Source organism: Bradyrhizobium sp. 62, assembly GCF_023073035.1.
GTDB lineage: Bacteria > Pseudomonadota > Alphaproteobacteria > Rhizobiales > Xanthobacteraceae > Bradyrhizobium.
The window spans coordinates 45,846-58,135 of sequence record NZ_JADPIT010000015.1 but is presented as its reverse complement, the minus strand read 5'-3'; the positions used below and the strand labels follow the sequence as shown (position 1 = coordinate 58,135).

The following is a 12,290-nucleotide window of genomic DNA, read 5'->3' as shown; positions in this document are numbered from 1 at the left end:
CCGTCGTGGCATCTCTTCGCGGCGCTTGCTGCTCTTCACTTTTCTGGATCGCGATATACGAAAGTATCAAATGACTCGCGTCCTGCATTCGGAGGACACGGGAGCTAGGCTCATCACAATGGATTGAGATTGCGGCACATAACGGCGAACCATGTGAAATGGATCACACGGCCTCGCCACTGCCGTTCGTTCGACGCGCGAATGGAACGGCAAAACCGGTGGCGATCTTGACCAGGTCGGCCTGCCTGCCGGCGCCGGTCTTCTCGAACAGGCGGCCGAGATGCGTCTTCACCGTCGTTTCGGCGATGCCGAGCTTTGCAGCGATGTCGGGAACGCCGCCAATCTCGATAATGGCCATCAATACGCGCAGTTCGGACGGTGTCAGCCTGAAGGCCGCAGCGATCGCATCGGCTGCGAGCCATGTCGCTGCCGAGGCCTTCTGCACGAACAGCACCGTGGCTGCGGCATCTCGCGATGGGATGCGATCGCGCTTCAGGGGAAAAGCGTGGAGCAGATAGTGCTGCCCATCAACCGACGTCGCAAGCTCGATCTGGCGGCGGGCAGCGGAACGAGTTTCGCTGCCTGAATCGATTTCGCACAGGCCGCGGAATATTTTGTCGGTCTGGGTGTTGCGGGCCACGATCCGGTCGCCGACCATTGCGAGCAGGCTGGCATCGGCGAACAGCCCGCGGCATGCTGCGTTGGCATGCACGACCCGGCCATCTGCGTCGAGCAGGCAGATCGCCGTGCTCAGCCCATCCAAGACATCGGCAAGGTCGTCCACGGTATGAGCGCGCGCCCTGATCTGCCGGCCCATGGCTCTGGAGCGTTGGAGGTGCGGAGCAAGCAGCCGCATGCGCTCTCGCATCGGCTCGTCAACGAGTCCGCGCGACCGGTGGCGCAACACCTGCAGGATCGTGGTGCGCGTCTCCGACTTCTCGAGGGCAACGGTTGCAAGGTCTATCGCTCCTTGCGGTTCCACCCACTCGCGATAGAAGCTTGTTGCCAGGAAATCCGCCTGAGACATGATGTCGGCGACGCCAATCGTCTGTTCCGCCGCGAACGTGAGATGACGATCGAGCAGAGGGTCGAGCTCCACATATCGGTCGCGATAAAGCTGGCGGAAGCGGGGTTCGCTGCCAAAATGCTCATGGATCTCGATCGAGAGCCTGGCTCTGTCCCTGGACAGGATGGTCACGGCACATCCGCCGACGAAATGCGAAACCTGTTCCAGCATCCCGCTGCGCAGCGCGGGATCGACCGCCGCGTCGTAGATCTCGCCGACGAGGGACGAGAATCGATTTGCGTGGAGGATTGTCATCGGCCGGACGACGCAATCCGCGTATGGCTCGCACGCGCGAGAGAGATCGCGATCCGGACACTGGCGGAGGAGACGGGCCAGTCAATCGCCCCATTCCAAGCCGAGAAAACGTTGCAACGAAATGCTGGAATATCGAACATCGTCCTTGCGTAACGTCAACCGCAGGATGCGGCTTGGACGTTTTCGCCAAAGACTAGGATTAAAGCGAACAGCGCGCGGACTGTGTGCGATGAGTCACGCGTGCGATGAGTCGGGCGCCGCGCACTGCAACATCCAGTCGCCACCGATCCCGCCGGCCTCGCATCCGGCTCCGGCAATCTACTTGCGATTCTCCTCGCAAAACTTCAGCGCCGCCAGCGCTTCACCGGCACGCGGCACCTGCATCTCGATGCTGTCGTCGTCATCGTCCTCGAAATCGAGCGAGAGACGCTTGGCCCTGGACAGCCGGTCCATCATGGACTGATCGTATTCGAAGATACCGCGAACGGTGGTCTTGTCCATGACCTCCCACTTGGCCTTCTTCATGATATCGGCGTCGTCGGTCCCGACGTCGGCCCGGAGGATCTCGCCGACCTTGTCCCACTCCCAGCCGTCATAGATCATCACGATCACGATAGCCTTCTCGGAATAGGTGATGACGATGACGTAGTCCCGGTTCTCGTCTTCCTTGTCCTTGTAGCCGCGGCTCGCATTGCAATGTGCGTCTTGCGTACGCTTTTCGATGGTCCAGTCGCCGACCTTGGATTGTTGCGCCTGCACCGGTCTTGCGGTCAAAGCGACGGCGCTCAAGGCGCCGGCCAGCAGCCCGGCGGCGAGAAGAGATCGTTTCATGTCAGCCTCCAGCGTGTTCCCCGGACCGAGATGACCACCTCTGCCGGTGACCCGCAAGGGCTTCAGGGGGGTGCGTAGGGCGCCGACCCTGCCCTACTCCCGCCGCGGCACGATCGCGATCGGGGTGAAGGTGTAAACCTCCTCGCCGTTCTGGTTGAACATCGTCCATTTCACCAATGCGATGCCCTGGGGCTTCGACTTCGACGGCGTCAGGCTCATGACCTCCCCGACCAGATGCAGACGGTCATCGGGCCGTACCGGGATGGTCCAGCGCAGCCCATCGACGCCAGCGCCGATCAGCGGATGCGGGCCGAAGGGGCGGGTCTGGATCGCGAGGCTCATGGCAATCGCGGCGGTGTGCCATCCCGAGGCAGCGAGCCCCCTGAACAGGGTCTGCTTGGCGGCTTCGTGGTCCAGATGCATCGGCTGCGGATCAAACTCGGCCGCGAACCGCTTGATGTCGGCCTCGGTGACGTGAACTTCGGGGGATTTGAACTGCATTCCAATGGTGAGATCGTCGAACCACCCGACCTGCGCCATGATTTTGCCTCGCCATGCGATGTGCCGCCTCGCGGCTAATGGGATTGAGCAAGAGCGGGATGTAACGGCTCCGCAGCGCACAAACCAGCCCGGGGTTCCCCAAGAAACCCGTTTCCAGATGCGACGAAACACGCCTGAAACAGATGGTCGGTTATCTGGTTGTCAAAATCATACAGGGACGGCCACCATGCAATTCTTCCTCGACCTGATCTGGGATTATTCCTGCTGTCAGCACCTCGTCGCCCTGCCGCCGCAGGAGGGTGAGCTATGATCGAGCTGATCTCGGCCTTGCTCGCGCTTTGCAGCGTCGGCGTTTTTGCAGCGCACGCGGTGGATGCCTATCGCACCACACATTACTGATAGCCTTGCACTGATAGCCTTGCTCTAGAACGGCCGCCGGTAGAAGTGCTCCGAATGTGTTGCCGGCGGAAACCTGTTGGCGAGCGCGAGAGCTCCCCTCTCGTCGGTTTCGAGCGCGATCTTCTGTGCGAGCATGACGTCGCCGGGGACGAGAAAGCCTGACGGGACGAAGCACCACCCCATCGTCGCATTTCCGGCCGCATCGATCTCATGGACATTGGCGGCGGTGCCATAATGGATGCGATAGGTCTTGCCGGTATCGCAGCCGACGACATCAAAATGCCGGTACTGCTCAAATTGAACGCGCTGCGCCGGCGACAGCCATTCGGCCAGGAGCCGGCGGCCGCGGGCATCCGGCGTGTTCTCGCCGAAGAAGCGCCGATAGAGTTCGCGTAGCGCATGCAGACGCGCACGCGCCGGCGCGCGGAGCCAGACCGCCGCGATCATGAGCAGCTCAGATCAACCGCCGACCAGGCGGGGATAGAACAGCGTTTCCCGCGCGGTCGGGTCGAACGATCGGATCCGGGTGACCTCGCCAGGTCCGGTTCGCAGCGCGGCGGTGAAGCCCGCTCCGGTCAGCTCCCGAAAGCGCCGTTCGGCCCGCGCCAGCGCTTCGGCATTGCCAGGATCAAACTCGTGGCGCGTGTCGCCAGTCTGGTCCATCACGATCTGGGTTGCCATGTTGAGTCTCCTCATGCCCAGCCCTGTTCGATCAAAGCAAACCTCGTGCCGTCGGTTCCTGATGGCAACAACTTTCTCTTGTCGGCGCATCACGCCTTGCTGAGCAGGAGCGTGTTCAAGCGAAGTGGATGCCGGTTCGCACAAAGAAAACGCGCCAAGAACAAGAAGCTAGACCCCCCTTCGAAACGGGCCTCCGGTCAGCGCGAGGCGGCCGTTCCTCCGCCCTCGTCGATCTGCCGTCCCATCAGGGCGATCGCCTTCTGATAAACGCCGGCGGCATTCCAGGCTTCGATGGCGACGAAATTCGGTTCACCCGGCTGGTAACCGGCTCCTGCACGCCAGCCATGGGCCTTGAGGAAATTCGCCGTCGAGTTCAGCGCATTGGCGGCAACCTCGAGATTGCCGGTGCCATAGGCCAGGATGTTCTTGGGCATGAACTGGGTCTGGCCGACCTCGCCGTGCATCGAGCCGCGGGTTGCCCCCGACAGCGTGCCGCGATCGATCAGCTTCAGCGCCGCATAGAGCTGCTCGGTGAAGAATTCGGGACGGCGGCAGTCATAGGCGAGCGTCGCGATCGAGGAGAGCATGTTCTGGTTGCCGCGCTGGCTGCCGAATCCGGTTTCCATGCCCCAGATCGCAATCAACGGGCCCGGCGGAACGCCATAGCGCTGCTGGATCGAGGCGAACAAGGCAGCCTGCGACTGCTTGAGCTGGCGGCCCTTGGCCACAATGGTTGTGGCGCCGCGCTTGGCGAGGAACTGGTCGAGCGTTAGCGAGAAGCTGCGCTGGCCACGGTCGGCCGCGATGGTGGCACTGGCGTAATTGGTCTGCACCAGGGCCGCGAGCGCGGTCTGGCCAACGCCCTTGCCCTGCGCCTCCGCGCTGAACTCGCGCTTCCAGGCCTCGAAGCCGGCCGACGAGCTGCCGCATTGCGCGGCGTGGGCGGCGGGCGCCAGGCAGCTGAGCAGCGTCATCGCCCCAAAAACCGCCGCAGCTACAGTTCTGCCCCTGATCATGTCCGATGTCCTCTCTCTGGCGCAATCCGATGCCCGAGCTTACCCGGACGAAGGCGCCGACTCCATGGCATGATCATACGACAGTTCCAGTCCAACCAAATTGCCCTCGTTGCGCCACTTGTCGAGCAGCCGCAGGAATGCCACCGGCCCACGCCAATACTGGCTGTTTCTCGCCGCGATCGGATCGAACACGCCTTCATTGTTGTAGTAGCCGGGCGTGCATTCGGCGAGATAGGTCTGGCGGCCGAGCGCGGCTTTGACCACCTCCTCGACCCAGGCGTTTTCGGCCGCCAGCGTCGGCTCGAGGGTTCGCGCCTTGCGCTTGCGCGCTTCGGCGATCACGTAGGCGATGTGCTGCGACTGCTCGTCGATGATGTGCGGGAAGTTGGCGCTCTGGCCGGCCTGCACCATGACGATCAGGAAGCAGTTCGGGAAGCCGCGGCTGTAGAAGCCATGCATCGTCTTGACGCCGTCGCGCCAGCGCTCGGACAGGCTGACGCCGTCACGGCCGTAGACCTCAAAGCCCATGCGACGGGCGTAATCGGTACCGACTTCGAAACCGCTGGCATAGATCAGGCAGTCAAGTTCGTAGGCGTGGCCGTCGACCACGACGGCATTCTCGGTGATGCGATCGACGCCCTGTCCCCTGGTGTCGACGAGATGCACGTTGGGGCGATTAAAGGTGTCGAGATATTCGTCGTGGAAACACGGCCGTTTGCAGAAGGCCTTGTACCAGGGCTTTAACGCCGAAGCCGTCGCCTCGTCCTTGACGATTGCATCGACGCGCGCTCGGATCTCCTCCATCTTGCGATAATCGGCCTGCTCGATCACCTTGAGCGCCTCCTCGATCGAGGTCACCGGCTGGGACTGGCGGCGCGGTGCCAGCAGTATCTCGCCGAGCAGGCCGGTCCAGCCGTCCTGCACCAGATCCTGTTCGAATGGTTCGCCCGAGATCACGGCGGTGAAATTGTCCATGCGTTCGCGCTGCCAGCCGGGCCTGAGCCGCTGCGCCCAGCTCTGATCCGTCGGGCGGTCGTCCCGCACGCCGATCGCCGACGGCGTACGTTGGAAAACGTAGAGCTCCTTGGCCGAGCGGCCGAGATGCGGCACGCATTGCACCGCGGTGGCGCCGGTGCCGATGATCCCGACGCGTTTGTCGCCAAGACCACTAAGATCACCTTCGGCCGTGCCCCCGGTGTAGGCGTAATCCCAGCGGCTGGTGTGGAAGCTGTGTCCCTTGAAGCTTTCGATACCGGGAATGCCGGGCAGCTTCGGACGGCTCAGCGGGCCTCCAGCAAGGATGACGAAGCGCGCGCGGATGCAATCACCGCGATCGGTCTCGACAAGCCAAATTGCCTCCTGCTCTTGCCATTCCATGCGCGTGATGACGGTCTGAAACAGCGCGCGCTCATAGAGATCGAAGTGGCGGCCGATGCGGCGCGAATGCTCGTAGATCTCCGGTGCTCGTGCATATTTGCGCACGGGCATGTACCCGGTCTCTTCCAGCAACGGCAGGTAGATGTAGCTCTCGGTATCGCAGGCCGCGCCAGGGTAGCGATTCCAGTACCAGGTACCGCCGAAATCGGCGGCCTTTTCCACGACCCGGAAATCATCGATGCCGGCTTCGCGCAGTCGTGCGCCGCACAGAAGGCCGCCGAAGCCGCCGCCGACGATGAGCACCTCGGTCTGTTCGCTGACAGCCTCGCGCGCGAATCCGGAATTGGCCCAGGGATCGTCGAGATAGCGCCCGAACTCGCCGGTCACCTCGACATATTGCGCCTTGCCCTCGGTGCGCAGGCGCCGATCGCGCTCGTCGCGATAGCGCGCACGGAGTGCGTCAATGTCGAGTGTAGATTCGCCGGCTGCGCCGGTCTTGTGTCTTTGCGCTGACATCCGTTTCCTCCCCGGCGGATACTGCTTCGCCGGCAGCTCGCATCACTTAGCCCTGAAAAAGTGACGCATGCAATCACGTCCCTCGCTTTTTGGCGTGAACGTCGCCTGGCGTTCCGCTAACCTCAAACGCACATCACAAGCGTACGTCATGCAACGACATGGCGGTCCGGAGGAGACGATGCAGGGATTGATGATGGACATGCCGCTCCTGATCAGCGGCCTGATCCAGTATGCCGCCGATTATCACGGCGAGGCCGAGGTCGTCGCCCGCGAGATCGAAGGCGACATCCATCGCTACACCTATGCCGACGCCCATCCGCGCATCAAGCGCATGGCGTTGGCGCTCAAGAGGCTCGGCATGATGCCCGGTGACCGCGTCGGCACGCTGGCCTGGAATACACACCGGCATTTCGAGATGTTCTACGCCGCGCCGGGCATGGGCTATGTGCTGCACACCATCAACCCGCGGCTGTTCCCCGAGCAGCTCGTCTACATCATCAATCACGCCGACGACCGGCTGCTGTTCATCGACCGTGCCACGCTGCCGATCGTGGAGGCGATCGCGCCGCAGCTCACATCGATCGAAGCCTATGTCGTGATGTGCTCGCGCGAGCGGATGCCGCAGACCAAGCTTGCCAACGTGCATTGCTACGAGGAGCTGCTGGAGAACGAGAACGACACCGGCTTCGCCTGGCCGGAGTTCGACGAAAAATCGGCATCCACCATCTGCTACACCTCCGGCACGACGGGCAATCCGAAGGGCGTGATCTATTCGCACCGCGCCGCGATCCTGCAGACCATGGTCTCCTGCAATTTCGACTTCCTGCCCGGGCACCTGGAAGGCGTGCGCGAGGTGATGATGCCGATGGCGCCGCTGTTCCATGGCAACGGCTGGAACATGCCGTTCACGGCGCCCTATACCGGATCGAAGCTGGTGCTGCCCGGCCGCAATTACGAGCCCGACAAGCTCTACGAGCTGCTCGAAGGCGAGAAGGTGACGCTGTCGGCGGGCGTGCCGAGCTTCTGGCTGATCCTGCTCGACTGGCTCGGACGCACCGGCAACAGGTTCTCGACGCTTCGTGCAACCCTGTCGTCAGGCTCGGCGCCGCCGCGCGCGATGGTCGAGAAGCTCAAGCGCGAGTATGACATCGACTACATCCAGGCCTGGGGCATGACCGAGGCGTTGGGATGCTCGATGCCGGGCCTGCGGCCAGGCTCCGAGCATCTCGACGACAAGGAGAAGTTCGACCGCCGCCAGGTGTCCGGCCGCGCCTGTTTCGGCACCGCCTTGCGGATCGTCGACGACGGCGGCAACGAGCTGCCGCGCGACGGCAGGAGCGTCGGCCATCTGCGCGCGCGGGGACCGTGGGTTGCGTCCGGCTACATGAAACTCGACGAAGGCCTTGACCGCGACGGCTGGCTGATCACCGGCGACATGGCCGTGATCGACCCCCAGGGCCACGTCACGCTGACCGACCGCTCCAAGGACGTCATCAAGTCCGGCGGCGAATGGATCTCCTCGATCCAGCTCGAGGACGTCGCTCTGTCTCACCCCGATGTGCTGCAAGCCGCCGTGGTCGCGATCAACCATGAGAAATGGCAGGAGCGGCCCCTGCTCCTCGTCGTCCGCAAGAAGGGCGCGACCGTCGACGGCAAGACGCTGCTCGAGCACATGCGCCCGAAGATCGCGAGCTGGTGGATGCCCGACGCCGTCGAATTTCTGGACGAATTCCCGATGACCGGCACCGGCAAGGTGCTCAAATCGGCGCTGCGCGAGAAGTTCAGAGAGTACCGCGTCGCCTGAGCCGCCGCGGGATGGTCCATCGATCCAGGAGACAAAGATGCTCTACCCGATGTCGCCTAAAGTCGTCGAGCTCAAGCGCAAGCTCGAAAGTTTCATGGACAGGCACATCTATCCGAACGAGGAACGCTTTTATCGCGAGGCGGAGGAGCTGGGTCCCTGGAAAGTCTATCCGGTCGTCGAGGAGCTGAAGCCGCTGGCGCGCGCCGAAGGCCTCTGGAATCTGTTCCTGCCGGACTCCGGCCACGGTGCAGGCCTGACCAATCTTGAGTATGCCCCGCTCTGCGAGGTCATGGGCCGCTCGCATCTCGCACCCGAAGTCTTCAACTGTTCGGCGCCCGACACCGGCAACATGGAGGTGCTGGAGCGCTATGGCACGGAGAAGGACAAGGAGCGCTGGCTGAAGCCGCTGCTCGCGGGCGAAATCCGCTCCTGCTTCGCCATGACCGAGCCTGCCGTCGCCTCGTCCGATGCGACCAACATCGAAAGCTCGATCGTTCGCGAGGGCGACCATTACGTCATCAACGGCCGCAAATGGTACACCACCAACGCGACCGACCCGCGCTGCAAGATCTGCATCTTCATGGGCAAGACCGATCCCGACAATGCGGACCGCCACAAGCAGCAATCCATGATCCTGGTGCCGATGGACACAGCAGGCGTCGAGGTCAAGCGTGCCCTGCCCGTGTTCGGCTTCTACGGTGTGCCCGACCGTGCCTCCGAGGTCGTCTTCACCGATGTGCGCGTGCCCAAGGAGAACATGCTGCTCGGCGAGGGTCGCGGCTTCGAGATCGCGCAGGGACGCCTCGGCCCGGGGCGTATCCACCACTGCATGCGGCTGATCGGGCTCTCCGAACGCACGCTGGAGAAGATGTGCCGGAGGGTGCGCAGCCGCGTCGCCTTCGGCAAGCCGGTCTCCGAGCAGACGGTGACGCAGGAACGCATCGCAGAAGCCCGCATCATGATCGAGCAGGCCCGGCTGCTGACGCTCAACGCCGCCTACGCGATGGATACCGTCGGCAACAAAGTGGCGAAAGCCGAGATCGCGATGATCAAGGTCGCCGTGCCCAACATGGCCTGCCAGATCATCGACTGGGCGATCCAGGCCCATGGCGGCGGCGGCACGTCGAACGATTTCGGATTGACCCAGGCCTATGCGACCGCGCGTTTGCTACGTCTCGCCGACGGCCCGGACGAGGTCCACAGGAACCAGATCGCGCGGTTCGAGCTGAAGAAATATTCGAACGCTTGAATCGGGCGATGGCAATCGCATCTACTTCAACACCTCGACCGTCGCCGAGCGTCCCGCGACCAGCGACATATTCTCAGGCACCGGATCCAGCGCGATGCGCACCGGCACGCGCTGAGCGAGGCGTACCCAGCTGAAGGTCGGGTTGACGTTGGCGAGCAGGCTCGCGCCCTCGGCTCGGTCGCGGTCCTCGATGCCGGCAGCGATGCTCTCGACATGGCCTAAAAGCGTGACCTTCTCGCCCATCAGGCGGACTTGGACTTTGTCACCGATTCGGATCCGCGCGAGTTTCGTCTCTTCGAAATAGCCTTCGACATGCAGCGTGTCGATGTCGACGAGTGCCATCACGCCCTTCCCGGCCGTCACGTAAGCGCCGGGACGCAGATCCATGTTGGTGATCACGCCGTTCACAGAGGCATGCACCTCGCTGCGATCGAGATTGAGCTGGGCGACCGCGCGGTCGGCAACGGCCTGGTCAAAGGCAGCCCTGGCCTGGAGCTGGGTGGCCAGAACCTGCTCCTGCTTCTGCTGTGACACCGCATCCGTCGTCAGCGCGCTGTAGCGCTTCAAATCGGCATTGGCCTGATCGAGCGTGGCCTGATGACCGGCCACCGACGCATCGGCTTGCCGCAGCGCCAGCGCGAAACGCTCGCGATCGATCTTGAACAGGACGTCACCGCGATGGACCTTCTGATTGTCCTTCACCAGCACTTCGGTCACGAAGCCCGACACATCGGGCGCGACCTGCACCACGTCGGCACGCACGCGGCCGTCGCGCGTCCAGGGCTGCTCCATGTAATAGACCCAGAGTTCGCGGCCGACAGCGAGCGCCGCGACGACGACGATCGCAGTCAGCAGGAGGCGACCGAGCCAGGCGAAATTCCCCTTCATGCGAGATACTCCGAGAGATAGACGACGACGCCGAGAAGGCAGACGAAGATCGCGAAATCGAACAGCGCGCGGTGCCAGACCAGCCGATAGAGATCGAATCGCTGCATGAAGCGGCGCAGCAGAGCACTCAGGGCAAAGGCGATGATGATCCACAACAGCAGCGCTGGCACGAGCACACCGTAGATATCGATCACGTATCTCATGCCGCAACACTCTCGCCTGCACGCGGCCGATAGGCCGGCGCATCCGGAAACAGGCCGCGCCTGATGCCGACGAGGCCCACCAGGGCGTCCTCGCGCGCCGTTTCGTTGGGATCCTTCACCGCCCGGGCCAGTGCCCGATCGACGCTCGTCAGAAGCTCGGCGGGCATCCCATCGCCCGCATATTTGCGGCAGGCGATAGCGAGCTGATCGAGCATGTCGTCGATGACGGCAATGGTGGACGCCGCAAGTCCATAGCGGGCACGGCGCAGATCGATCACGTTAATTCCGATACGGAGCTGGACCAGGCTGTCGGTATCGCGCCGGTCGCTCTCCGAGAGAAAGGCGATGCGCTGTACGAGCAATCCGAGCCGGTGCAGCATGAGGCCTGCGAATTCAGCGCGATCGCCCTTGCCGCGCCGCTCGGCGGCAAAAGCCAGCGTCTCCCAGTTCGACAGCACCAGGCGATTTGCGATCCACTCCGCCCCCACCCCACGCGCGATCCGTGTCACAAGCTCGGCGATCGCGACGCCGACGAAGAAGGCAACCGCGGAGTTGGCGTAGGCCGCGAAGTCCGCGCTGTAGGTCGATTGCAGCGCCAGCAGCGTTGCCGTGTTCGCCGCGAGCGCCATGCCGGTACCCGCCGTCGCCGGCCGCGCGATCAGGAAGCCGTAGAGCAAGAAGGTCGGCGCCAGCGCGGCGACCAGAACCTCGAGATGGGAGATCGCGGGCACCAGCGCGAACAGGTAGATCGCGACGACGACAATGGCGACCAGCGACCACAGGCCGAAGCTGCGGATGAAGCGTGCAGGCTCGTCCTGCGCGGCAAAGAACGAGCACGCGACGGCCGCCATCATCGGCGCCGAGGCGCCGTCAGGCCAGCCGGTGCCGATCCAGAAAGCGCAACAGATCAGGATCGCCGACGCCGCGCCGGCGGCCGACCATAGGGCAAGGCCGCGATCCCTGTGGCGCACCGGCGCGGCACCGGCTTCGGAATGGAAGTCCAGATCGAGGGACGAGACGTTCCGGTTCTCCGCAATCGCTTCCGTCAGGGCGCGGCAATCGCGCGAGAGGTCGACCAGCTCGCGCAGCCGCCACAACAGGCTGGTGACGATGATCCGCTCCCAGGAGGCGCTGTCGTCGAGGATCGCCTGCTGCCCTGCGATCATGGCACGAATCCGCTCGGCGGGCTGCCGAGCGTTGACGTCGCTCGTGATCCATCCCGCGAGATCTTCCAAGAGCCGCTTCAGCTCGGGCTGCCGCCGCAATGCCTCCTCCCCCAGCGCGGCCAGCCGGTCCTCGAGCGAAGCGATCACGGGCAAAAGCATCAGCATGCGGAGCCGGATTTCGCCTAACCCGACGACGGTATTGCGGTCGGTCAGCCGGTCATAGGCAAGATGGGCCGAAAGCGTGTCGATCTCGATGATGTCGGTCGCAAGCTTGATGCGCTTGCCGCGGCGCGTTTCGTTGGTCCCGTGACGCAGCAGGACAACTTGACTCAGGCGCT

The 12,290-nt window shown here is 63.5% G+C and carries 12 protein-coding genes; 2 read left to right on the top strand and 10 right to left on the bottom strand.

Going from position 1 to position 12,290, the window contains the following annotated elements; genetic code table 11:
• Positions 1 to 163: 163 nt before the first annotated feature.
• The 7 genes from IVB47_RS10590 to IVB47_RS10560 all read right to left on the bottom strand — a co-directional run bounded on the left by IVB47_RS10590 (position 164) and on the right by IVB47_RS10560 (position 6,642).
• Positions 164 to 1,321: a LuxR C-terminal-related transcriptional regulator gene (locus tag IVB47_RS10590; RefSeq protein WP_247461445.1), complete on the bottom strand. Its 1,158-nt coding sequence runs from the start codon at positions 1,319 to 1,321 to the stop codon at positions 164 to 166.
• Positions 1,322 to 1,639: 318 nt separating this feature from the next.
• Entirely contained in the window at positions 1,640 to 2,152 is a 513-nt protein-coding gene (locus IVB47_RS10585; RefSeq protein ID WP_247461443.1) for a hypothetical protein, read from the bottom strand.
• Positions 2,153 to 2,245: 93 nt separating this feature from the next.
• A complete protein-coding gene (locus tag IVB47_RS10580; protein WP_247461441.1) occupies positions 2,246 to 2,692 on the bottom strand; it encodes a MaoC family dehydratase in 447 nt (148 codons plus the stop codon).
• Between the two features lie 384 nt (positions 2,693 to 3,076).
• Positions 3,077 to 3,499, bottom strand: a complete 423-nt coding sequence (locus IVB47_RS10575) for a hypothetical protein (RefSeq protein WP_247286611.1) — start codon at positions 3,497 to 3,499, stop codon at positions 3,077 to 3,079.
• Positions 3,500 to 3,511: 12 nt separating this feature from the next.
• Positions 3,512 to 3,733 (bottom strand): hypothetical protein, encoded by a 222-nt coding sequence (locus IVB47_RS10570; RefSeq protein ID WP_247461440.1) that lies wholly within the window; start codon positions 3,731 to 3,733, stop codon positions 3,512 to 3,514.
• A gap of 197 nt (positions 3,734 to 3,930) precedes the next feature.
• Positions 3,931 to 4,749 (bottom strand): lytic murein transglycosylase, encoded by an 819-nt coding sequence (locus IVB47_RS10565; RefSeq protein ID WP_247360439.1) that lies wholly within the window; start codon positions 4,747 to 4,749, stop codon positions 3,931 to 3,933.
• A gap of 39 nt (positions 4,750 to 4,788) precedes the next feature.
• Positions 4,789 to 6,642, bottom strand: coding sequence for an NAD(P)/FAD-dependent oxidoreductase (locus IVB47_RS10560; RefSeq protein WP_247461438.1), 1,854 nt, complete (start codon positions 6,640 to 6,642; stop codon positions 4,789 to 4,791).
• A gap of 178 nt (positions 6,643 to 6,820) precedes the next feature.
• On the opposite strand from IVB47_RS10560, the gene IVB47_RS10555 reads away from it, so the two are divergent.
• On the top strand, positions 6,821 to 8,446 hold the full coding sequence (locus IVB47_RS10555) for a long-chain fatty acid--CoA ligase (protein WP_247461436.1): 1,626 nt from the start codon (positions 6,821 to 6,823) through the stop codon (positions 8,444 to 8,446).
• A 37-nt stretch (positions 8,447 to 8,483) separates the two neighbouring features.
• The gene (locus tag IVB47_RS10550; protein ID WP_247461434.1) at positions 8,484 to 9,695 is read left to right on the top strand and encodes an acyl-CoA dehydrogenase family protein; all 1,212 of its coding nucleotides are present in this window, start codon (positions 8,484 to 8,486) and stop codon (positions 9,693 to 9,695) included.
• 21 nt (positions 9,696 to 9,716) lie between these two features.
• Here IVB47_RS10550 and IVB47_RS10545 read toward each other — a convergent pair whose 3' ends face one another.
• The 3 genes from IVB47_RS10545 to IVB47_RS10535 all read right to left on the bottom strand — a co-directional run.
• Positions 9,717 to 10,583 (bottom strand): HlyD family secretion protein, encoded by an 867-nt coding sequence (locus IVB47_RS10545; RefSeq protein ID WP_027569487.1) that lies wholly within the window; start codon positions 10,581 to 10,583, stop codon positions 9,717 to 9,719.
• Positions 10,580 to 10,786: a DUF1656 domain-containing protein gene (locus tag IVB47_RS10540; protein ID WP_027569486.1), complete on the bottom strand. Its 207-nt coding sequence runs from the start codon at positions 10,784 to 10,786 to the stop codon at positions 10,580 to 10,582. Before IVB47_RS10540 ends, IVB47_RS10545 begins: the two co-directional genes overlap by 4 nt.
• Positions 10,783 to 12,290, bottom strand: a 1,508-nt coding sequence (locus tag IVB47_RS10535) for an FUSC family protein (RefSeq protein ID WP_247461432.1), incomplete at its 5' end; no start/stop codon positions are given. The genes IVB47_RS10535 and IVB47_RS10540, both read right to left, overlap by 4 nt.